Annotated in this window: 11 protein-coding genes; all 11 read right to left on the reverse strand. The window is 44.8% G+C overall.

Going from position 1 to position 24,524, the window contains the following annotated elements; translation table 11 throughout:
- Positions 1 to 4: 4 nt before the first annotated feature.
- Entirely contained in the window at positions 5 to 2,152 is a 2,148-nt protein-coding gene (locus tag C5745_RS00850; protein WP_243403201.1) for a hypothetical protein, read from the reverse strand.
- Positions 2,153 to 2,181: 29 nt separating this feature from the next.
- Positions 2,182 to 5,808, reverse strand: a complete 3,627-nt coding sequence (locus C5745_RS00855; protein ID WP_105715264.1) for a DUF4450 domain-containing protein — start codon at positions 5,806 to 5,808, stop codon at positions 2,182 to 2,184.
- A gap of 10 nt (positions 5,809 to 5,818) precedes the next feature.
- A complete protein-coding gene (locus C5745_RS00860; protein ID WP_243403202.1) occupies positions 5,819 to 7,513 on the reverse strand; it encodes a glycoside hydrolase family 28 protein in 1,695 nt (564 codons plus the stop codon).
- 160 nt (positions 7,514 to 7,673) lie between these two features.
- Positions 7,674 to 8,768 carry a glycoside hydrolase family protein gene (locus C5745_RS00865; RefSeq protein WP_105715058.1) on the reverse strand — a complete coding sequence of 365 codons (1,095 nt, stop codon included), beginning with the start codon at positions 8,766 to 8,768 and terminating at the stop codon, positions 7,674 to 7,676.
- Between the two features lie 98 nt (positions 8,769 to 8,866).
- A complete protein-coding gene (locus C5745_RS00870; RefSeq protein WP_105715059.1) occupies positions 8,867 to 10,042 on the reverse strand; it encodes a glycoside hydrolase family 88/105 protein in 1,176 nt (391 codons plus the stop codon).
- Positions 10,043 to 10,047: 5 nt separating this feature from the next.
- The gene (locus tag C5745_RS00875; protein WP_105715060.1) at positions 10,048 to 11,856 is read right to left on the reverse strand and encodes a RagB/SusD family nutrient uptake outer membrane protein; all 1,809 of its coding nucleotides are present in this window, start codon (positions 11,854 to 11,856) and stop codon (positions 10,048 to 10,050) included.
- 11 nt (positions 11,857 to 11,867) lie between these two features.
- A complete protein-coding gene (locus C5745_RS00880) occupies positions 11,868 to 15,092 on the reverse strand; it encodes a SusC/RagA family TonB-linked outer membrane protein (protein ID WP_105715266.1) in 3,225 nt (1,074 codons plus the stop codon).
- 76 nt (positions 15,093 to 15,168) lie between these two features.
- Positions 15,169 to 16,581, reverse strand: a complete 1,413-nt coding sequence (locus tag C5745_RS00885) for a pectate lyase family protein (protein WP_105715061.1) — start codon at positions 16,579 to 16,581, stop codon at positions 15,169 to 15,171.
- Between the two features lie 301 nt (positions 16,582 to 16,882).
- Positions 16,883 to 21,271, reverse strand: coding sequence for a hybrid sensor histidine kinase/response regulator transcription factor (locus tag C5745_RS00890; protein ID WP_105715062.1), 4,389 nt, complete (start codon positions 21,269 to 21,271; stop codon positions 16,883 to 16,885).
- Between the two features lie 177 nt (positions 21,272 to 21,448).
- Positions 21,449 to 22,855, reverse strand: coding sequence for a glycoside hydrolase family 88/105 protein (locus C5745_RS00895; protein ID WP_105715267.1), 1,407 nt, complete (start codon positions 22,853 to 22,855; stop codon positions 21,449 to 21,451).
- Positions 22,856 to 23,010: 155 nt separating this feature from the next.
- Positions 23,011 to 24,522, reverse strand: a complete 1,512-nt coding sequence (locus C5745_RS00900; RefSeq protein ID WP_105715063.1) for a RagB/SusD family nutrient uptake outer membrane protein — start codon at positions 24,520 to 24,522, stop codon at positions 23,011 to 23,013.
- Between the last annotated feature and the right edge of the window lie 2 nt (positions 24,523 to 24,524).

A 24,524-nucleotide genomic window follows, 5' to 3' on the forward strand; every position in this document is an offset into this window, starting at 1 on the left:
ATCGCTAGGGCATTTTTTTAAATCCTTCTTTTTTAATTTTCCATGATCCGTCTTTTGGGAAACCGGGGAAGTCGCCCTCTGAAGCGTCCCATCCTTCCAACATCATCGCCACGGCCGTCAGCGTCCCTCCGTTGCCCGGAAGATAAATACGTAAGCGCCCATCTTGATAGTTGTGGCCATTCTTAAGGTAAGTATTGGTCTGGATATCCATAAACAAAGCATCCAATGCCTTTTCGGGCAAATTCAGCCTAGCTGCGTTCATTGCCGTCATAGGGAAATCCCAACCCCAGGTTTTCTCCCAGAACCATTTGGTCCATACGGTATCCAACGTGTTTTTCATGATGGTTTTATCCAACTTCGGCGATTCAGGAACCATGCCCAGCGCACCGAGTACTGCCGGATGGTCTGTCATCCATTTAGGAAATGTATAAGAGTCGGTGGCCGATTCGGTGGCCAAATAAACATCGTCCTGAACAGGCAATGCTGCTAACTTATTGATTACTTCATCCCATGCTTCGACGCGCGGCTCACCCAGCCGTTCTTTCCATTCCTGCGCGATGCGTAATGCCCAATCCCAATAGGCGACTTCGTAGGTTGGGTTAATCGTTTTGGCGGCCGGAAAAACTTCTTGTGCCGGAATCACACCTAGACCCAGGTTATAACGATCTTTCTCTTCGTCGTAATGCGCATAATCCACCATAAATTCGGCTGTCGCAAACACCAGATCCTTGTATTTTTCCAACAGCTTTTTGTCTTCTTTATCGCGATAGGCCAGTTCGGTCATATAGATAATATGCGGTTGCTGCCAAATGAGGAATGCTGCCACCGAAGAAGGGCTCTCATTCCCATCGTTGTCTGACATCTTGATCCAGCGCACACCTTTATATCCCTGACGTTCCGCCAGCGCCTTTGCTTTTTCAAAGGTATGGAAGTAATAATTCAGTGTTTTCTCCATAATTTCGGGACGTCCCCAGAGCGCGAAATGGACACCGTGCCACCAATGCATCTCGGTATGCGGTTTGCCGTACCAGCTATTAAAGGTCAAACCGGTTTCTTGAGGTGGGTAATCACCACCGCACTGCACTTTCGTTAAGTATTGAGATAGCACCAAACGACGCTCCAGCTCATTTGCCCTCGGATCCGTACTTCCTTCAAAGTCCACGGCGGCGCCACTTTCCCAGAAGGCACGCCAATTATCCTCGCTTTCGTCTGCGATCTTTTCATAATCCGGCCCGCTACCTTCAAAACTGTTTTCTTCTGCAAAAGTACAGGAGAACTCCAGTATTTCCAGATCCGCGGCCGGTTGATACACGAAATAATGTTTACCTGCTTCCGAAATCGTCCCATTGGAATAGTTCAGCCCCGTAAAATAATTTGTTCCCGAAAGTATATGTTCTAAAACGGCGGCATGCTCTCCTTCTGAAACGATACGGCTTTGGTGCTTGTCTTCTTCACCGTAATAAGCCGCTTCATCTAGGAATTGTCCTGAAGGATATGGATAACGTATAAATATTTGGAGGCGTTCGGCAGCAATCAGTGGCGAAGAAACCTTAACTGCAATTCTATCGGTCGACTGTGCCGAGGCGGTCCAAACTTCTACTGGCGCATCTTCTACCGTAAACTTACTGTGGATAAGCCCACTCCATAGATCGAGCGTCTGTTCCGCATTATGAATGTCGTCCACCGTGGCTTGCTCACCGTTTTTCAAGGTGAACGCTAGTCCGACGTTACCCAATTGCAAACGATGCGGATTTACGCGGTAATATTCCGTGGCTTCGGTGTTCCGGCCGCCTTCTTTATGCTGGATACTGTATTTCGCATCTCGTCCTTCGCTATTAAAGTCATATGACTTCAACGTTTCCTCAAACGCATAATCTCCATCATTAGGAAAGCTATTCCATCCCCACTCCGACTGTGTCCCAAGCGAGACGCCTTTTTTATAATATTCCGGGAAGGATTGCATTCCGGTAACATCGACTGTGTAAGCAAATACACCATTTCCTACTGTCAACGAAGCTAACGTATCGGCCGAATGGTTAACAATATTATGGCGTTGTACAACAGCCTTTCGATCAATTTTCCCACTTTCGGGTGATTGGCAAGAAGCGAGGAGCATAAATGCCGCGCCCATCGTTTTAAATATTTTATTCATTAGCATATTTTTTTATCGCATGAGTGATTTTATTTTGTTAACAAGGTCGCTGCTATAAGACCGACCACCACATCGTTGGTTTCCACGATGAGCTTTAGTGATTTCAGCGTTTTCGACCCGTCCAGTGGCACATCTAAAAGTGTGGCGGCACCTCCATCTACCGCTCTGTTTGTAAACCCTTTAATTTCCGTATACCGATCCAGTTCTCCTCCCTTGTACAGTGCGCCTGTCTTCAACTGGACGCGATATGGAACCTCTTGATCAGGGATTTCGAAAGCATAGTTATCATCGAGATAATCCTGCTCAATCGGCCACCAGTTAGTTGGATTCTTTAGATCCAACACGTCTTCTTCGCCATCCATATAGGTCACTTTGACGCGGGCATTTACCATTTGAGATTGCATCGGGTTGGTCGACCCGGCCATTAACAAATACGCTTTTTCGGCTTTTCCTGCTAAGGGTATATCCATGGTTGTCGGATAGTTGTCCCACTGGCTCGTGAAAAGCACATTTTTTTCTTCTCCATGAATCCGGAACGGAATGTTCAGGTAGGTGACGACCTGATCTTTTCGTGCAGCCATCAGGCCACGATCGTCGATATCCGCTGCTATTAACGGATAGCACCAATTCCCGATTCCTTGCCATGGCAATTGCAATGTCGGCACAGCTGGCCGAGGAGACAAATATTGCTGTTGGAAGATATCGTTCAGCCGCGCGTTGTAATAAGAGGACAGGTCTTGCGTTTGGTAACCTGCCTGGTTATCGATATGCCAAGAGATGTAATCCACGTCCCATCGTGTTTTTCCCACGAGCAGAGAGAAGCGGTTTGTTCCCATCGTTAAGGCGTTTGATGGAATTTCTATCTCATGTTTCTTATTGGGCGAAAGTTCCATTTCTTGGTTAAAATTTGCCCCCTGTATGCGCGTCTTGATCTTTTCGTTAGTACGATTCTGCAGCGTCAGATAATGTCGTTTATCCCGTTCTATAAAACGATGCGATACGGGTTCGATCAACGCTACATTTATCGGGTGCCACCAGGACATTTCTTCCTGTTGAAGTTTCACGAAGAACGTCCCTTTATGTCGTTTCTGTACAAAGGAAAAACGCCCGTTTTCTCCTCCGATGAGGAGGTTCTGTGGGTCATACACCTCCATTACGCGGACATCCGCCGCAAGTGGAAGTACGAGTTCTGCCGTATAGGCATGTTCAGTAGATGCGAGCGATGGCAAGCTTAACTGTTCTTCTCCCACAATATCGATCGAAAAATGTGTCGCCGCCGGAGCTTCCAGTAGTAGAAATGGCTTGTCGATAGACGACGACTTGATGGTCCATTCGACCGATTTTCCATTCACAATAACCGATTTGATACGCTGATAGGTTACGGGGACCTCCATCTTTAATCTTACTGGGTCTTCGTATTGCGTCTGAATGGTAAAATGCATTCGGTCGCTTTCCCGTTTAAAGTGATAACTCCATAGAGGCAATTCAATTTCCGCGAAATCCCATTTCTCGGGGAATCCCGGCTTTATGAAAATTTGTCCCTCTAATAGCTGAGGATAAAATCCAAAAAGCCCTTCTGTTAATGTACGGGAAGCAACACCTATTGGATCTGCAAAATCGCGATAGAGTTCGCCTCTAAAGGCATCATAATGGGACAACTGCTGAAAATTACCCGGGCTGATCCCATGGTACATGCTTTCGATAACATTACTTTTCCACAGTCGGAAAGCCGCTTCACTGCGTCCCGATTGCCAATAAGCTAGGGATCCCTGGAAGTTTTCGGCTAGCGCAACATTGTTAACGGACCAAGTATAGGGCTGCCAAGTTGTTGTCGCAAGCGTATACAGTCCTTCATGTTCCTGTCCATCAACCTGGATAGGGATGTGCGGCAAATGATGATCGATATAGCGGGAGTTCTGATAACTATCAAAATCGTCAAGCATATACGCGTCCGCTACATGATATATTGTCCATAAACCCGGTTTGTCGTGAACCAATTTGTTTCCTAAGACATCTTGGTATTCCGCAAAATACCCTTTATCTGTAAGCCATAGGCGTTGTCTCATGGCTTCCTCTATGGAATCGGCCTCCTTTTCATACAAGGAAGCATCTTCTCCGATGAGCTTTGCGAGTTTTGCGGCAGCCCGGTTTGCTCTGTAATTATAGGCCGTGGTATGTGCCACTCCTCCGCCCGTATATTGCAATCCGTCGCTTGCCCATATCGCACAATAAGCATCATACAAGCCGTCTCTTTTGAAATTTCTCCTTTCCCAAGCCAGGTGGCGCTCGATCGTCGGCCACATCTTTCGCAAGTAGGTGAGGTCGCCGGTATAGTCGAAATGGGTAAACAACTGATCGAAGAACACCAAGTTCATATCGTAGTGATGAGCGACGGTATTATTGTTGGGGTGACGAGAAATATAACCACTTGAGAACATGGCCGTCCCCATTTCTTCGATGTGGCGCGCCAGATGCAAAGCCGTATCCATGACCACCTTTGCATTTTCCGGCTCCAATACCTGCGAGTTCGCATAGCTGGAAAAATGTTCTTTCGCACGGTCGTGCCAACCCAAGGCATCAGCAGCATAAGCACCTCTCCATGCATTCAGACGCATACGCCAAGCAACAGCCCCGTGCAGGAAGGTCGGACTTTCCCACACACCGTCCGCAGCTACAGCCAAAGCGGCACCAAAGGTATTGATAAAGCGGTCGGGCGTCTTTAGCTTAACACGCTCTGCCAATTCCAACCGTGCTTGCTCCGCGCGGTTATATCGTTCCTGAAGAACATTATCGCTATACACGTCCTTTTCTAATGGCCCTTTCGCTACCTGAATATATATTGGCGTTTTTTGTAACGTATAAGTCGTAAACACAATCGGACTCTGCAAGGCTCCTTTTTGGTCGAGCTGTGCTAGATCATCCAATACCGTGGCATCGGAAAGCCGAAGTTGAGCTGCATTTGAAAAAGTACCGTAAACAAATTCTTCGTTCTTTTTTCCATCCAGATAAGTCAGTTCAAAACTATTCTGCCTTAGTCTATAACGGTTGTCCTTCGCATATTCGGGCAATAGGTAAAATCCTGACTCAGGGTCGGCACCAATATCTCCCCCCCTACTGAATTTACGCCCGCTTGCCCCACCGTATAAAGCATGTAACTTTGCTTCATCCGGTATACCATGGGCTTCGAGCTTAACGATAAGTCCTTCTTCATCCGCTTGCGCCAACACCACGATATCCAGATGTCCGCTTCCGATCAATGGGTCTTTTACCCGATAGACCATCGATCCCGGCCGATATCGGGTTTCGATATGCTCAGCGTCAATCAATTTTTTATAAATGTCTCCTTTTTCCAAAACAAACTGCAGGTTGCCCGCCATGCCTGGCATATACAGCGCAAATTCGGGTAAATCGCCAGCTTCTACGCGCGAAGGTTTATGATTTCCGTATAACGCGCGATTAAAACGGTACTTCCCGTTGACAAGCAGAAAATCACCCTGGTCTTCGGTATAATGCAGACTACGCGGATTTTTTTGCCAATGTTTGGACTGCGCTAGGCCATTTAACCCTGTACACCATACTAAGATTAAGGCAAGACACAAGTTTCCCACTAGTTTCTTCCTGGTTGTTGGGCCAAAAGACGATTTATATCTTCTCATTCGCTTCATACTAATTGACGGCATGTAATTTCAGCATATCTGCCGGCGCATCCTTTCTAATCTTGATTTGTTCTTCGCGATAATTACCATGGATGGCAATATCGGATGAACGACGGCCAGACACATCAAATATAGCTGTTGTAGCGTTTGTCTGTAACCCTTCGATACGGACATTTCGTACATTGCGCAACGTCAGCACCGGTCCTTCTTCCGGATAAATCGCTACATTTTTCAAGTTGATTTTTTCTGATTCTAGGAGCTCACCGCCCACTTTGGAATGGACTACAAAGTTCTCTACGTTGATATTTTCGATCATATGCTCAGGTAGTCCGTAAAAATACATTGCCCTTCGTGCCCTAGCGCAGACCACATCATTAATATAGATATTTTTAAATGTCGGCGTAGTTTCGTCTACTGGCGGAATTTCCTCGACTATCGCGGCTTCATCTCCGTCTTCTAACGTCTCTACTACTGACTTTCCACCATAGTATAGGTTGAAATGAAGCGGCTCGGTAGCGATGTCAAACATATTAATATGACGGATGAAAATATTCTCGACCACGCCACCCCGTCCTCTACGGCTTTTGAACCGCAGCCCCACGTCTGTGCCCAAAAACTGACAATTGGATACCAAGATATTTTTAACCCCTCCGGACATTTCACTGCCGACGACGAAGCCACCGTGGCCTTTAAATACGGTACAATTGTCGATAATGACATTTTCTGTAGCACGGTTGCGCTTCCGGCCATCCTCGTCCTTACCGGATTTAATACATATCCCATCGTCGCCCACATCAAATGTGCTATTGACAATAATCGCATTTTTACAAGACTCGAGATCCAATCCGTCACCGTTCTGTGCATACGAAGGGTTTCGCACCTGCACACCGTCCAAAATCACATTTTCGCACATCAGCGGATGAATATTCCAGGCCGGTGAATTTTGAAAAATCACGCCTTGCAAAAAGACGTTTCTACATTCAATAAGACTAACCATCACCGGACGCAGGAAATCGCGTACTGACATCCATTCCTCTTCTGTTTTTAGGTGACGCGGCACATTCATATCACTGGTGGTGTCACCATGCAGGTACTGTGCGGAAGGCATCCAGTAGGTGTCCCGTTTGAAAACTCCTCCTGCTGATGTAGCCCGTTTCCAAAAGCTTTCCGAAACTTTCTCTTTCTTCAGCGGACGCCAATAATGTCCGTTGCCGTCTATAGCTCCGCTGCCAGTAATCGCCACATTTTCCAGATTCCTTCCCGAAATGGGAGACTGGCACCTACGCGTATCCAATCCTTCAAAAGAAGTTTCTACAATGGGATAAAGATCTTTGTCTGGCGAAAATAAAATAATCGCCCGATCTTCCAGATGCAGATTGATGTTACTTTTAAGGACGATCGGCCCGGTGAACCACACGCCTGCGGGCACGCGTAACCGCCCGCCGCCTTTTTCCGAAAGCGTCTCCATGGCGTTGGCAAATGCCTCCGTATTCAACGTTGTGCCGTCGCCAACTCCTCCAAAATCGGTGATCAACACTTCGTTGTTCGGAAATGTCGGTGGTGAAAGGACAGGCATATCGAATGGCAAATTTTCATATAAATAGCCATAATCGGACGGGGTGCGATCAGCTTGGCATGACAGACAATACAAACCCACCGAAAGCAGTAAACATTTTTTTAACAAGTATATTATTCTTTTCATCATAGTCGTATTATTCATCCGCAACAAAACAAGAGCAACACCTAACAGAGCAATAGGTTCCCTTCAAAACTAATTTAAGCGTCTTGTCTTTAGTTCCAAAAATTGATGCAAATCGTTCAAAAACTGACAAAACATAGGTATACAGCATCTTTTGAGCAACTTGTTACAGGTTATAAGATTTTATATCGAATACGAAGGTTGTGGAAGTATCGGACGGGCCTCCTTGGGTTGCACCAAATAAATAACGCGGAGTGCCTTTATCTTTATCAAGCAAAAACATAGGGCGTTCCAAGCGACCAAATCGCTTGAGATGAGCCGGAGGCGTGTCCTCCCGGACATAACTGGGCATGTCGAGATAAGCAATCTTGGGCTCGGACCAATGGAGACCGTCTACAGAGGATAACAGCAGACCATATTCGTGATTATAAAATCCCATATCTCTCGCTATCATGTAATGTGTACCGTCTTCTTTCCATACGAAAGCATCTTCTAATTGTGCATTGTTAGGTCGTCCGGAGAAATCAATAATGGGCTCATCGGAAACCTTGTTATATGGACCAAGCGGATGGTCAGCTTTCGCTAGACCATATTTACGATTTCCGCGTACGCTTCCCGAGGCCTCTTGATATTCCTTTGTATTCCAAGATTTATAAAACAGCCAGTATTTCCCGTCATCACCCGCTACAAAAGCCGGATTTGTCGTACAGTGGTCGTCCCAAGCGCCTTCCGCTCCAGGCGTTAAGACCGGGCTTTCGGAGCGTTCCCAAGGACCGTTTAAGCTTTTTGCAGTGGCAATACCAATACGTTTGGTGTTGGTTTTTCCGTTCGAGTTGCCCATATAAAAGAGATAATAGGTATCGCCTACTTTCTGAATCAGCGGATTATGACAGGTTGTACTATCCCAATGTCCTTCCCTAGGATGAAGTACAACGCCGTGATCCACAAAGGTCGCATTGGGACCGTCCGCCACGGCATGTGCAATTTCAGAACCTCGAATCCAACCACTCATCCCTTTTTCTTTCTTCCAACGGGAATAGAAAAGATGTACTTTCCCATCGTCCCCCCAAATTGGGGAAGAACACCAAATATAATAATCTTCTAAGGAGAGTGATCTACCTATCGGTTTTAGGGTAAAAGCCGGTGTATCGCCTGCTGGGCTAAATGCCAAAAGAGATGGCACAACCATCGCGCCTGACAATAAAAAAAAACCCGATTTCACAAAATCCCTCCTAGAGTATATGCCTACTTTTTTTGCCATGGTTTATTTTTTAGTTACAATCACTATCAAGGTTTATTTGTCTAATATATTAAAAAACAAGACCATACGTATCCTGCTCCGTCCTGCGCGACTGCGTATCATCTATTTAGTTCTAATAGTCCCATGATGAACGGTCCTGTAGCTTTGACGTCGTTTTCGCGGATACGCTCATTGACGTAGTAATCATAACTACCGTCCCGATAGGGGTGCCCACCCAGACCCGCAACGGCGTTGCACTGAATAAGGGTAAGCGTCCCGTCTGCCTCGGTCTTCAACAGTTTCTTTTGAATTCCTCGTAGCGCCTTCTCGGCTACCGCTTTATAGGAGCCGGGGATATATCCCTTATTAACCGCCTTAGCAAGGCTATACATGAACATGGCGTTTACAGAAGCCTCCTGATAGTTTTTTTCGTCGCCGATCCTGTCCAATACCTGCCACCATAAGCCGTCTTCATCTTGGTATTTAGGCAATGTTTCGGTCAATCCATTGATGAGTACTAGGATCTCACCACGCTGCGGATAGTCTTCTGGAATAAAATCGAGAACATCGACCAAAGCCATAAACCACCAACCGATACTACGCCCCCAAAAGTTCGGCGATTGCCCAGTCACTTCATTGGCCCAACGTTGCTTTTTGCTTTCATCCCAAGCGTGGTAGTACAGTCCGGTTGCTTCGTCGCGCGTGTGCTTCGCCGTCACGAGAATGTGATTGATCACATCGTCGTAGTGCGCACTATCGTTTGTGAATTGACCATATTGAGCGATAAAAGGATCTGCCATATACACGCCATCCAACCAGATTTGATGGGGATAGATCAATTTGTGCCAATATGCACCTTCTAACGTACGCGGATGTACCTGCAACTGTCCCATCAAACGCTCGATGGCTAACTTATATTTCTCTTTTCCCGTTTTCTCGTAAAGTGTAAACAGAATCTTGCCAGGATTAATGTAATCAATGTTGTAGGTTTCCTTTTTGTAGAGATGGATGTTACCTTCTTCGTTAATGATCGTATCCGCCCACGCCTCGACGTAGTCAAAATATTGCTGATCACCCGTTCTCTCCCACACCTTCAGCATGGCTAGACAACCTAGTCCCTGGCCATAGCCGAAATACAGTCGTTTGCCGTGGTCGATCTGCCATGCTTCAGGGAAACGCTTCATTTCGGATTCGGCAAACTGTAGGTACAGCTTCTGCTCCTGCCCCTTAATGGGAACACTCAAAAAGCATAGCAGCAAAATAAAAATAGTATTTGTTATTCTTTTATTTAACATATGAACTAGTATAAGGGATGTTGTTGTCCACGAAGCCCGGGGTTATTGTCAATAGTCGTTGTGTTCAACGGGAAAAGCTCAACTTTATTCTTTTCCAGTCCGCGGTATATATTTCGAACCCAAACGGCGTCGGCAGAAAATGCATTGGCAAAAAAGACAGCAGACGCTCCATACATATCCAGAATCGTATATCCCTGATTTTCTAATGCTGTCCTTTCTTCTTGGCTTGGCTCATTTTCCAAAGCGATAAAGTCTAACGCGACGGTCGGATCGTTAAAGGTTTTTGCGTCTGTTCGTTTGTATGCCCTATACCGAGCTGTCCCTTCATAGTTGCCTGTGTGATTAGCGAGATCGAGAATTTCTTGCTTGGTCTCCGTCAACTTTTCGTATAGTATACCCCAACGGATTAGGTCGGTTCTGCGCCAGCCCTCAAAACCGAGTTCGAGTTTGCGCTCCTGAATGATTGCGTCTCTGAAATCGGCATACGTCCCCGGCGTTTCGCCAATTTTTGACCGATCGTTTTGGAATGCTCGTAACCGTACCTTTTCATACATCTCTTTCGCTACAGCAGTGGGTCCATTATTCAACTCATTTTCTGCTTCAGCGTACATTAACAAAATATCCGCGTACCGCAGGTGTATCCAGTTGATATCCCGCTGGGCTGCCGAAACACCGCCATCTCCTTTCCAATTCACGCGAAACTTACCAACCATATGGTTAGCATAGGTATTCATCTGATGGGTACTATCTGCAGCTAGCGCGTAGTTAGCGATGGTCACATCACGGCGTACATCCCCGTCTTCAAATTCAAAATAATAAGTTGGAAGGGCCGCCATAGCTGGTTGTGATTTATTATAAAACGATCGCTCGTGCGCAAAGATGCCGTTGGTATACCCGTTTCTCACCTCGTTCCGATCCGCTCCCTTCTGTCCGTATTCAAACATAGATTCTTGATTATATCTGCCATTGACCAAATCTCGAAAAATCGTCTCATAATCTATAAGTTCATTCTCTCCTCTGTCCACAACCGCCTTGCAAGCATCACGTGCAATCTCATATAGTTCGTGAATGCGTTGCGTGTCTGAACGCTGCGCCAAGTGAACACTACCGGGCGCATAACTATCTAAATCCCATCGTAATGAATATCCCGCTGCATACAGCGCTATACGAGCCAGCAATCCATAAGCGGCATTTTTAGATATTCGCTCCACAGGCATCCCTGATTCGCCTTTCCAAGGTAACAGCGCAATGGCCTCCTGCAAATCCTGTATACAACCATCTAATATCGTATCTCGACTCACGCGAGAAGTAGAGAAATCCGGCATTTCCACTACGGGGATGGTAGGATAAGGCACATCACCAAAGTAGCGAACCACATGCAGCATGTTAGCTGCTCGGATTGCATAAGCTTCCCCTAATAGCATATTCAGTTTCGTTATTTCTGATTCGCTAACTTGATTCATCAGTGGGATATTCCTGATTAAGACATTCGCTTGCTCGACACCGGCATACATTGCGGCATAGGTAGACGTCGGACTTATCGCAGGATTGTATACATAATTAGAGACCTGGTTTTTCGAGTTGGTTTCTCCCTCTGTGGAGAAGCACTCATCTGTTCCCATACCGAATTGGTAAAAGAGCTCAGCGTTAAAGGTACTGGTGTAGGCGCCCAGTACGGCCATCTCCACTTTTCCGACATCTTCGAATATGGTGGAACTATCGAAATCCTTTTCCGAAGGCAGCTCCAGAAAATCTTTACACGATGTTGTACCCAGTAGAACGCCTGCTATAATGATATATATATTGAATTTCATAATACTATTCTTTAAAACGTTAAATTAATTCCCGTTACAAAACTTTTAATGCGTGGATAAGCCGAGTTGTCTACCCCTCGCGTTAAAATGGCGTCTGTAGCCGAAACCTCGGGATCATATCCCGAATAATTCGTAAATGTGTGCACATTGTTTAACGTAACATAGAACCTCATTCGTTGAATAAATGCTTTTTTAGAAACTCGGCCGGGTAACGTATAGCCTAGCGTGATATTGTTGATCCGCAAGAACGATCCGTCCTCCAGATAGTAATCCAATGGATCAGAAATCGCAATATTATTACCGGAATTCAAGCTCCATATCTGGCGCGCGTCATGTTGATCTGGATTCAATTCGGCTAACCGGTTTAAATCACTTGTTTCCAGCCCGGTATTGGGGTCAATTAGGGTAAAGCGATTCGCCATGTCGCCCAGCGAGTTCTGATTGGGTAAATACGGCCCCATAAACCGTTGGCTATTCATATTGAAAACTTTGTTACCATAAACAAAGTTCAAGAAAACACTCAGGTCGAAACCCTTATAGATAAATTCATTGTTGAAGCCCCCAAAAAATTTAGGTTCAGGGTTACCCAGGTCCGTACGGTCTTCCGGTGACCAGACCGGGTTGCCGTTTGCGTCGGTCTCGCCCATTATTGGCAGATACTTCACGTCACCCGGTTTCACGGAAGAACGATCTTTCCCTTTTAAAGAAGCTACACCATCTTTTAGTGTATAACCGCCCTCACCGTTTTGTGTAAAATCGTCGGTCGTATACACGCCGTCGTATTTGTATCCATAAAAAGTACTAATCGGCCCACCAACCTGTGTATAGAAGTTAATCCTTGATTCATAACTCGTAATCATATAATCATTGCCGGCACTACCAAAAAGACGCCCCACTTTCGACCGGTTGAAGGTTATATTGAAAGCAGACTTCCACTGAAAGTTGTCATTACGTACGTTTAACGTGTTCAAGGAAAGTTCTACCCCACGGTTCCGTAGCGTGGCAACATTCTGAAATTGTGTTCTATACCCAGTAGAAGTTGGTATATTTGCCTTTAACAAGAGATTTTTTGATTCATTATTGTAAAAGTCGGCGGTCAAGTTTACACGGTTATTCAGCAGTGCTAAGTCCAGGGCAATATTAGTGGTTTGCGTCTTCTCCCAGACCAAATCTGGATTTCCCAACGTTTCGCTCGGTCTGACACCAATAACTGTACTGTTGTCCACGGCCACAACGGTTGAGCCATACAATGTAGCATACCGTGTACTTTCAATCCTATCGTTGCCCGTTGTTCCGTAGCCTACACGCAACTTCAGCTGATCGAAAATACCATTGTCTTCCATAAAGCTTTCATTGTGTATATTCCATGCCGCGGACGCCGATGGAAATGCACCCCATTTATTACCTTCCCGAAAGGTGGACACGCCATCAGCACGAATGGTAGCGGTTACCAAATAGCGATCATCGTAGTTGTAAATTCCGCGGAAAAAGCCTGAAACTAAGCCGTATCGACGAGCTTCAGATTCGCCACGTTCCGTCCTTCCGGCCAAGCTGACATCCTTCAATCCAAAATTACTTCCCGGAAATTCAAAGTATTCGTGCTCTACACCATGACTTTCTTCGTATCGTACTTCATGTCCTGCCATTAAATTGATGTGATGCTTATCTAGATCTTTCATCCACGACAAGGTATTCGTCCATTGCCATTCATAATTCTCCGCATTTTTCATAGAACCGTACGGCCCTCTGTTGTTCCTGGCGTCTCTGGTTCTTCCGTCATCCCAAAAGTCATTACGTGTCTGTCCCCACTGATAGGAACCTTGTGTCCGGAAGGTAAAGTCATTCAAAAACTTGGCTGTCAACCCCACGTTAACGTTGGCTAAACGAGAAGCCCTTTCTCTGCTTCGCGCATCGTTCATAATAATGGGGTTTGCAATATCATATTGTGAATCGATGAGCTGGAGGTCCTCACTGATATCGTTATTCAGCAATTCTTGGTCGCTATAGCGAACTCCACCTGTAGCTGGTTGCAGCGCCGACATTTTGAGCATCCCTCCTAAGGAGCCTCCGCCCTGCCTATTGGCATCTTGGAACAACGAATTAAAATCGACGTTCACACCTTTAAACAATTGGTGATCCACCTTGGCACGCACACTGTTTCGCCGAAAGCCCGACTTCGCCAATATGCCATCTTGATTCGTATTGTTATACGATAACATCAACCTCGTCTTCTCATTACCTCCCGAAATATTGACATTGTGATTTTGCAGCAAGGCGTTTCCACCGAACACTTCCTCTTGCCAATCAATACCGGTACGCGATCCATAATCGTTATGAATGCGGGCATAAGCTCCAGAAGCAAAATCAGGCGCGGAAACATCACCTCCAAACATAGCTGCAAAATTGTGTTCTCTACCAGCTAGTGTCTGGAATTCATATTGGTATTTCACATAATCTTCTACGCCCAGGAGGTCAAGCTTTCTGCTCAATTGCTCAAAACTCAGGTAAGCATTGTAATCAACAGCGGTCCGCCCAGATTTTGCCGATTTTGTGGTAATTAATACAACTCCGTTCGCTCCCCGGGCGCCATATATAGCCGTCGCGGATGCATCTTTCAAGATATCGATACCTTCGATATCGTTAATATCAATTTTCATCAGTGCATCGTCCATTACAAACCCATCCACAACATACAAAGGTGTTGTTGATCCAGTAATAGATGTTCCCCCACGCACCATGATATTAACATCCGCCCCGGGAGCTCCACTTTGCGTTACGACATTTACACCCGCAACTTTACCGGTGAGCGCTTGCGCCGCCGTCGTGACAGGGACCTGACGAATGTCTTCTCCTTTAACTGAACCGACAGCACCAGTTAAATCTCTTTTTCGGGCTGTCCCGTACCCAATTACGACCACTTCATCCAAATCATTGTTAGCAGCCATCAATAGGATAGTCACTGGATTCTGGTTAGTTACGGTCACGTCTTCTGGCGTATATCCTACATAGGTAATCTCTAAGACATCGCCTACCTCAGCAGCAAGCGAAAAAGTTCCATTTTCTTCCGTCAGTGTGCTCGCTGTCTTACCTTTGACTTGCACACTGGCGCCACTTATAGCTTCGTTATTTGCGTCAGTCACTCTCCCCGACAAGGAAAAATCTTGAGCCTGTAACATGAGTATCCCCATCAAAAAAAGCAGTAGAGTCAACAACCCGCTGTGGTTAATTTTTCGCATTACGCTGCGTTTCATCTTCATTGTTGCCATATAATTAGAATTAGCATATCGTTTATCACTCTTGGTTTAGTTTATCTTATAATTTCCTTTCATCTTCTACCAAGCTATTGATATAAACTTCGATGTTTAAGTACCCCCGCTTTTTCTTACTTTTCGCTAGGGCGTCGGCGGCATCGTGCTTATTAAGGCCATGAGCATCTTCCCATGCATCTGGAATTCCGTCTCCATCACTGTCCGCCGGCGCTTCTCCTCCCTGGACCTCGCCCACACCGCCATTGGCTAAGGGAACGTCCGCCTCCGTATACACATACACCGCCTCGGTCCCCAATGAACTCACCTCCCCAACGAGCAATTCGTCCAATTCGTCACGCTTCGGATAATTTGCGCCTACGTGCTGGACGACCCAATCAAAGGCTTTTCTTGTGCCCATTGCGGAAGGTGTATAAGGATAATCGTAAGGTCGGGATTGAAAATTTGTCATTTCCACGCCGGGATAACCAGTTAGATTTGGTGGAACCGCACTTCCGTTGAGTACACCGTCTTTATCGTCGTCCCAAAAATTGCCTGACGCATATAGACTAAAAGTAGGTGTACCTCTGGAAAAAGGCGTGTTTTTCGCCGGCGTGTGTGGTCCGGCAATAAAGTAGTTATTAACGATGTTTACCTCAGAGATGCCCGCAGATCCCCCCATGATATATCCATCTCCAGAAACCGTGTGACCATACGTATTACCTTCGTTTCCGAAATTGTACACGACATTATTCACGAATTCATTGATTCCTTTTACTTTAGGATTACGCGTTTTATTGCTAACATACAAATTCCGGATGATACTGAGTGGGCCGCCAGGCTCCATAAGGCCCCCTGCAGAATGGTTATGACGATGAACACCTTGGGCAATGATGCTATTTTGTATTGTAATATTGTTAATTTCGCTACCATTTATAGAAAATACTTCATCGATACCCCAAGCCACAGACAGATGATCAAAAATCATCGAATCGCCGTGCGCTATGGTCACCGCATCTTCATTCCGTCCTGCTCCTGCGTTCACGCCACATCGAATACGCATGTAACGAGCGATGGTATTATTTGAATCACTGAATGAAAAGCCCCGTCCATAAAACACGACACCATCTCCAGGCGCCGTCTGACCGGCGATCGTCGTGTTAGCCGGCACCGCTATACGCGATTGCAGGTTGATGATCCCACCGACAGCAAACACGACAAAACGGCCCGGACGGCTCACGGCGTCGCGAAAAGATCCTGGCCCACTGTCGTTCAAATTGGTAACTACATATATCTCTGGAGATTCATGCCCCCGTGCACCCACAGCATAACGTCCAAAACCTTCCGCTCCGGGGAACGCTAAGATTGGACCATCTTCGACCGGGTTTAAATGTTCGCGTATTTTTTCGCAGGATGATCCGAGTATTGCCAATCCTAATAGCATCATACCGGTTAATTTGTTGAATACCGTCTTTTTCATATTGATTTAAATTAGTTAACTTTTTATAGTCGACGCTATAAGTAACGACACCCCTTAAGATTCAATGTTTATAGTTTATACTTGGTGTGTCATCGTCCCATAGTTGCCTTGTATCGACATATATGTTACTTCTCATCATCAAATGTAGGGCAAGTCCCTCTTTTTCATTTTTAAAAATTGACAAAATTCATCTAATAATTGACATACCCACGTAACGGACGTTTTAGGCGGGTTACGGGGCAAGACAAGACGATATTGTACGACAAATGTCTTGTATCATAAAATAAGGAATGCTATTTTGTTATGGTTTGTTGCTTTTTTTTAAGTAATCCGATGGAGAGATTTCATACATTTCCTTAAAACACGTACTGAAATATCCGGAACTGTTGAATCCCACTTTGTAAGCTACTTCTGTTATGGTAAGTTCGCCCGTATCCAACAGCTGCTTTGCTCGTTTCAATCTAATATCTCTAATGAATTCAACCGGAGACATATTCGTTAAACTTTTTAACTTTTTGTAGAATGTAGTTCTTCCCATTGCCATCGCGTTCACCGCTGTGTCAATATTGAAGGATGTGTCTGACATCCCGTTCTCGATAATTTGGATAACTTCTATTAGGAATGCCTCGTCTTTGGAAGTAATAACCACTTCACTAGGTTCTAGTTTCAATACAGTTGGTTTCGCTAGCATATCGGCAACTATCTTCTGTCGACTCTTCATAAGGTTACGCAACAAATACCTAACGTAATCGATATGGAACGGCTTGGTTATATAAAAATCAGCCCCGTACGAGAGCCCTTTGATCTGATCTTCTATAGTTGACTTAGCCGTCAATAAAATAATAGGGATATGGCTCGTAGACGCGTCGCTCTTTAGCTTTTCCAGCATTTCGATGCCACTGACCTCTGGCATCATAACGTCGGAAATAACTACGTCTGGCATCACGTCGACAGCCATCTTATATCCTTCCTTACCATTGCTCGCCTCATATATATGATATACAGTTCGAAATTCGTTGGCAATAAAGCGCCGTAATTCCGGATTGTCTTCTACCAAAAGTAATTTTGGCAGGTCTTTGTCTGTAAACATAGTAGTATCCAAGCTTTCCGATGCACTGTTCGGATATACCTCGTCTTCGCAAAGTGCTACAGGTTCCTTTTTCAAATCGGCAGGATCAAAATGAGCCTTGCCATCCGGTAGCGCAATCGTAAAAGTCATACCGATCTGTCGATTTTTTTCCGCACGCAACGTTCCTTTATGCAGCTCTACGATATCTTTTGACAGGGCGAGACCAATTCCAGTCCCCTTAAACGCTTTATGCTGCCGATCGCCTCCTTCGTAATACAGCTCGAAAATGGCATCAAGCTGATCCTCCGCAACCCCTTCACCCTCGTCCACAACTTGTATATAGAGGTATCCTCTGTTTTTTTCAATACGAATAGTAATATCGCTATCCTTCGGCGAAAACTTGACAGCATTAGAGATAATATTGAAAAACACGATATCCATCTTATCTTTATCACACCAAGCGTATACTTCCGGCGCTGAGGGGATCACCTTTATGTTCACATTTTTATCCTCCACAAGATCCTCAAAGTTGTCTAGTAATTGACAAATGAAAGCCACAAGCTCTACTTTTTCTATATGGAGCTCGGCTTTTCGGGCTTGTATTTTACGAAAGTCCAGTAACTGGTTGACGAACCTGACCATTCGATTCGTATTCTTATTGGCTACATCCAAATATTTAGCGCCCTTTTCTGATAATGTTTCGGTTTGTTTTAACTTGAGCAGCGGATTAACGAGAAGCGTTAACGGTGTTCGCAGTTCGTGGGAAATGTTCGTAAAGAACTGCATTTTCAGTTCCGTCATTTTCTTCTCAACGGTTATCTTGTGCTTCAACTTGATCATGGTGAAAACAATCCTTCGGGCTATCTCCAATGCACAGATAGCCAAAATAATATAACAAAGAATTGCCCAATTGCTTAGCCACCACGGTTTTTTCACGATGATACTTATACTTTTCTCTGGCACATTCTCGAAATGCCCACTATTTACCGTTTTGACCCGAAACGTGTAACGCCCAGGAGGTATTTTGGTATAAGTTGCTTGCTTTTGGTTCTTTACATTATGCCATTCTTTGTCATACCCTTCCAATATATAGGCATAAGAAATATCGTCAGGGAACCTGTAGTCTAACACCGTGTACGCTATAGTGATGACATCCTCATCATGACTCAATACAATTTCATCCGCGTAGTTTACGGATGTCTTAAGCGGCGATTTCGGGTCCGTAATATCAATATCTTTATTATAGATTTGCATCTCCGTGAAGACCATGTTTCCAGGAAACTTTTCATTCACAATCTTGTCTGGATAAAAAGAAATATAGCCATCCATACATCCGAAAAAAATCTCGCCATTTGGCAATTGAAGACAGGCTGCCTCGGAGAAATCAGTTCTTGGCAAACCGTTGTATGTACTATAATTCCTAAATTCCTGTGTTTTCACATCCAACATAGCAATACCGTTCTCCGTGGTCATCCAGAGATTACCGTTACTTTCCTCCGTGATGCTCAATATGATATCATTGGGTAGACCTTGCTCCTTGGTAAACGCCATAAATTTAAGATTTGTATCAAACTGGCCAGCCTTATTCATCACTTTATTCAGCCCTCCGCCAAACGTACCAATCCATACTTCCTGGCTTTTCGATCGAAAAAGGTACATAATATCATTATTTCCGAGACTATGTTTATCACCGGCGACTTTTACAGTGGGGATAAATTTCATATTATCGGGACTTTCATCAGGATCAAAACGAAGAAGTCCATCAGTCGTTCCTAGCCATATTCGGTTATCCGGCCCTTGGATACTGTGCCGTATGACATTAAATGTCCGCTTTGGATAGTTTTTAAAAGAATTATACACGTTTTTAAACCGGACTTCTCCGCTTTCCTCAACGAGCAGGTTCAATCCTTTCTGGAACGTGCCGATCCACAATCGGCCCTTATGATCCTCCGTAATACTATAAATTTGATTACTGCTCAAGCTTGCGATATCGTTTGGATCGTTCTCATACCGTGTTGCGTGATACTTTGTTCGCTGTTCGTTTTCAGGCATCAGTTTTACCAACCCATAGCCTTTCGTTCCAATCCAAATATTCTTGTTCCGATCTTCCGTTATGCAGTAAATACTTCCCGGAATTTGGTCGTTTTCCAGCCGCTTTAGATTGCCGTTCTTATGGAAATAAATGTCCCCATGTTTATTGGTTAACCAGACCTTTCCATCAGAATCTCGAAGCAAAGCTCTGATTTCATTGTCAAATCGCCCCGGGGCGGTATCGACGAGCCGTCCGTGTTTAAAATTATCAGAAAAAAAAGTGGCTTTATGTACACCACCGTTTCTTGTACAAAACCACAAAACACCTTTTTTATCAGAGTACGCAGCAACAAGATTATTGGAAAATAAACGATTCTTATCTTCCGGATTGTTATAGAAATAAGACAAGTCGTTTTTGCCCTTGTCGTAATAGCCAAATCCGCCCCACTTCATACAAACCCACACGACGTTGTTAACGTCCTCAAAAACCTTAAAACTGCCGTCGTTTTCGAAAGTCCCTCTGGGCATAAAGGGTAAATTATGATCTTTTTTATGTACAAAAGGGCGAAATATATTGCTTGTGGGTTCATATAAAACTACACCGTCCCTTTCAGGTTCTAACCATATGTTTCCGCTTCGATCTTCATACATTGACAAATAGGTTGCATGACCGTTCGTATATTGCTGATAGCTTGCATTCCGATAATCGTAAATGGTTAATCCTTGATTCTCCGCAGTTAAATAAAGTTTACCTGTTTTGGAAATCAGCATATCTAAGATTCGACCTTTCAGTATGCTCTTTTGCGAAAAGGCTTTGGTTGCAGGCTCGTATTGCAAAACTATACCCTCTGAGGTTGCAAAAAACACGCTACCCTCTTTATCAGCCGTCGCTTTGGTGAAGTTCAGCATGGCTCCATAGGATGGAATGGCAGAAGTCAAATGAGGAACGTAGGTATTGTTTTCTTTGATCAAACATCGTAAGCCGCCTGTTGTGCCGAACCAAATCCGATGCCCGTTGTCTTCAAAAATGAAATTGACATTATCTTCCAAATAAGGGCTTTCTGTTCCGTAGTTTACAACATGAGGGGCTCCGTTGTCCGATTCTGAAACGCATATGACGCCATTTTCCTCCGTGGTTAGCCAAACATCTCCATTGGCCGTAGGAATGATTTTCGCGACGAACAGATGTTCCAGACTTTCTCCTTTATCCGTTGTAATTATCGGCAAGAATTCTTCTTTTCGTTTGTCAAATCGATAAACTTTCTTGTCGAAAGTCCTGATCCATAGATACTCCCTTTTACCTTCAACGATATCTCTTATTTTATTGTTTTTCAATGTTGAACGATCCCCTGGCTGCGATTTATAAACAACAAAATCATTCCCATCATACCTGTTCAGTCCATCCCAGGTGCCAAACCATATAAAACCTTCGGCATCTTCAATGATACACGCGACACCATTGTGAGATAAGCCGCTTTCTGTGGAATACGTCTTGAATCTGGGTTCCCGTGGTTGTGTCAATCCATGAAACACGTTGATTAATAAAATCAACATCATCACGCCTATAACTTTATTGTTTTTTTTACTCATTTATATTGGTCTATGGCGTCACAAACGCTTTCTCTCATATAATCACATTTGGTTTACGACTTTTAAATATAAACCATTCCCCGAAGGGATGCATCATGGAGTGTCCTGTTCTGCGTCATAAAAAAACGGGCTGTTCTCTAGAGAACAGCCCGTTAAACGTAAAACAACGTAAACTTTTTAATACGTTTGTCCGTCTACCCCAAAAATCGCCGCATCCGTTTTGGGGTCTATCTTGTAGTATTGAATAGCACTGTCGTTCATTTTCGGATAGGATTTTTTAATCAAGGTAATCATTTCTGCTCCCGCTAACAATGCTGGCCCATATCCGTGTGCTGCATAGGCATTTACCGGACGATGGTAATAATATGCTGGATCGAAAGCCATACCTGTGCCTACACAAGTGCCTTCGACCTGTCCTTTTTCATTGATTTGCGTGGACACAGCACTCCATCCTAATTGCGCTACCGGTCCGTAGGATATGACATCCAACCAACCTTTGTTAATTCCCCGCGCGATACAATAGACATAGATCGCCGTAGCCGAAGTCTCTAGGTATGAATCATTTTTATCCAATAACTGATGCCAGAAGCCGGTACCTGATTGATAAGGAACAATACCTTTGACATGCTTTTTATAAATTTCGAGTATATCCGTTCTCTCCGGATGATCCAGCGGCAAAACATCAAGCACTTCGGTTAGCGTAAGCAACGCCCATCCGTTGGCACGTGCCCAGTGAAAAGCGGGGTGGCTATCTGCACTTTCGATCCAGCCATGCATATACAATCCTTTTTCCGGCACGAACATACGTTGTGTAAATTGCTTTATCTGGCGTACAGCTTCATCGAAATACCGTTGCTCACCGGTGTAGCTCCCCATTTGCGCAAGTGCAGGTATACCCATGTACATATCATCCAGCCATAGACTATTCGCCTGCGGACGCATGCGGGCGAAGGTACCGTCGGCCAGACGGTGTTCCTTATTTTCAATAAAGTCCATGTAATTGTTGATCAGTTCTTTGTAATCTATACCGGATGCTGTATGGCTAAATTTCACCATCGCGGCGCACATTGCGCCGGCGTCATCCAACGAACCAGGCAATATTACCTGTCGAATTTGTCTATCCATCACGTTATGTTCTTCGTGCAGACGTCGAAAATGTGGGGCCACTTCCGACAGAAAATCAAAGCGTTTCGCTACGTACTCCCGATATTTCGGATCCGCCGTTGCTTCCGCTGCTTCCAGCATAGCGGAGTACGTCACGCCCCATTCATAGCTCGCCAGACGAAAATCACCTTTTTCCAATTGGGCATGTTCATTTAGCTGTGCGTAGTCTGAAATTTCCTTACCCGTTATGGTGTCTAGCACACGAGTAGGCGTCTCTTCATCCAGATAAACAAATATCCGATCGATGTTTTGTTTAATTTCCTCAGCGGTCCATTCTTTATAGGGTGTGGTATATTCCGGTGCCAACAGATGCAGCGGGGTATTCGAATCGTTGATCTTCGTCTCCTGTGTGGTCGTCTCTTGACATGACATCATTCCCAATATGGAAATGATTCCTATTGATAAATACGCGGTTCTCATATTTTTTATACATATTCGTTTATAATGAGTTGTCGCTTGCAAGGTACCGAATGCTTTGTATAAAGCTATCATGCCGTATCCTGTGGCAGAAGTACACAACGCAAAAGAGCTGCTTAATCTGGTTAAGCAGCTCTCAAAACAACACCATCAATAAATCAATAACCCGGGTTCTGGTCGTATAATCCCGGAGCTGTATTCATTTCTGATTGCGGAACAGGATATAACACATACTCCATCTGGAAGTCCCGCATCTGCCCTCCTGTATCCTCCGTTTCAATCCATGCCTGCATAGTCGTTTCGACGGTTCCCGAACGGATAAGATCAAACCAACGGGTCCCCTCTCCAATAAATTCGCGACGACGCTCCTCCAACAGTTGTGCTTTCGTGACACCTGTTAACGTCGTGGTCAGCCCGGCACGTTCCCGCACCGCATTGACAACTGCATCTACGTCCGTATCAGTCGAACCCGGCGCACCATTAAGCACGCATTCCGCTTTTAACATCAATAGGTCTGTATAACGGTATACGATATAGTTAATCGGCCAGTCAAACCTACTTGTTGTTGGCACTTTCGCAATATCCACAAATTTCTTAACAAAGGAACGGGTTTCCACCACATTGCCATAGCTATAGCCCTCCTGAATGCTGAAGGATCTACGGACGTCTTCGGTTTCATAGGCTCTCAGCAAGTCCGCTGCTACCGGCCGTATGGTTAACCCTCCCTGTGTCGGAAGACCTAAAACCTCAACAAACCAAATATCAGGAACGAGCACCCAAGGGAACGTCGAGCCTACAATGGGGTTCGCTCCGCTAGCGTATTCAATATTGAAGATAACCTCTTCGTTACGTTCATTATCGTAGTCAAATATTGCACTATATGATGGTAATAGCGCGAACTCATTACTGGTTATGATATCGTTAAATTGCTCAACTGCTTTGTCCCATTCGTTCGTGTTTAACCCTGCGCCTCCAATTCCCAAATCTGGCCCAGAGCGTGTCATATAAACTAATCCGAGCAGCATTTTTGCACTATACTTATTTGCTCTGCCTTTATCTTCTAAAGTATAGTCACTGGGTGCGGGCAGATAACTTATAGCCGTATTTACATCTTCCATGATCAAGTTATATACTTCACTGACCGGGCTACGGGGAATAGCTTTCGCTTCAGTTGCATCGACCACTCTATCTATCAGTGGTACGCTTCCGAAATAGCGAATCAGATCAAAGTAATAAAATGCACGTAAAAATCGTGCCTGTCCTTCCATGCGCCGACGTATTTCCTCATCTAGGATAATGGATTCTCCTTTTTCTGCTAATTGTTCCAGATAATTATTCGCTCTAAAAATACCGTTGAAATTTGTCTCCCAAGCTTCTTCCACGTAGGGGTTGCTCGCAATAGTTCGATGAAAACTATTAATGCCTTCCCAATCACGTACCCCTCCGTCAGAAATTGCATGCAAGTTATCGGACCGGGTCTCTGACAAGTTCATCAATCGGTCTGGATAGCCTCTCAACGAACTATAGACAGCATTTAACCCTTGATTAAAATCATCTACTGTCTGAAAATAGGTGTCAGAAGACGCTTGGGAGATAGGTTGCTGATCCAAATCCATGTCACAGGCCGATAATAGGTTTAAACTTAATGCTAAATATAATATCTTCTTCATCG

This window comes from Sphingobacterium haloxyli, assembly GCF_002980525.1.
Classification (GTDB): domain Bacteria; phylum Bacteroidota; class Bacteroidia; order Sphingobacteriales; family Sphingobacteriaceae; genus Sphingobacterium; species Sphingobacterium haloxyli.

Coding starts and splice junctions, on each gene's coding strand:
- C5745_RS00895 (WP_105715267.1), bottom strand. CDS start 22,855: ATGAGAACCGCGTATTTATCAATAGGAATCATTTCCATATTGGGAATG.
- C5745_RS00860 (WP_243403202.1), bottom strand. CDS start 7,513: ATGATGAAAAGAATAATATACTTGTTAAAAAAATGTTTACTGCTTTCG.
- C5745_RS00865 (WP_105715058.1), bottom strand. CDS start 8,768: ATGGCAAAAAAAGTAGGCATATACTCTAGGAGGGATTTTGTGAAATCG.
- C5745_RS00890 (WP_105715062.1), bottom strand. CDS start 21,271: ATGAGTAAAAAAAACAATAAAGTTATAGGCGTGATGATGTTGATTTTA.
- C5745_RS00855 (WP_105715264.1), bottom strand. CDS start 5,808: ATGAGAAGATATAAATCGTCTTTTGGCCCAACAACCAGGAAGAAACTA.
- C5745_RS00900 (WP_105715063.1), bottom strand. CDS start 24,522: ATGAAGAAGATATTATATTTAGCATTAAGTTTAAACCTATTATCGGCC.
- C5745_RS00880 (WP_105715266.1), bottom strand. CDS start 15,092: ATGCGAAAAATTAACCACAGCGGGTTGTTGACTCTACTGCTTTTTTTG.
- C5745_RS00875 (WP_105715060.1), bottom strand. CDS start 11,856: ATGAAATTCAATATATATATCATTATAGCAGGCGTTCTACTGGGTACA.
- C5745_RS00870 (WP_105715059.1), bottom strand. CDS start 10,042: ATGTTAAATAAAAGAATAACAAATACTATTTTTATTTTGCTGCTATGC.
- C5745_RS00850 (WP_243403201.1), bottom strand. CDS start 2,152: ATGAATAAAATATTTAAAACGATGGGCGCGGCATTTATGCTCCTCGCT.
- C5745_RS00885 (WP_105715061.1), bottom strand. CDS start 16,581: ATGAAAAAGACGGTATTCAACAAATTAACCGGTATGATGCTATTAGGA.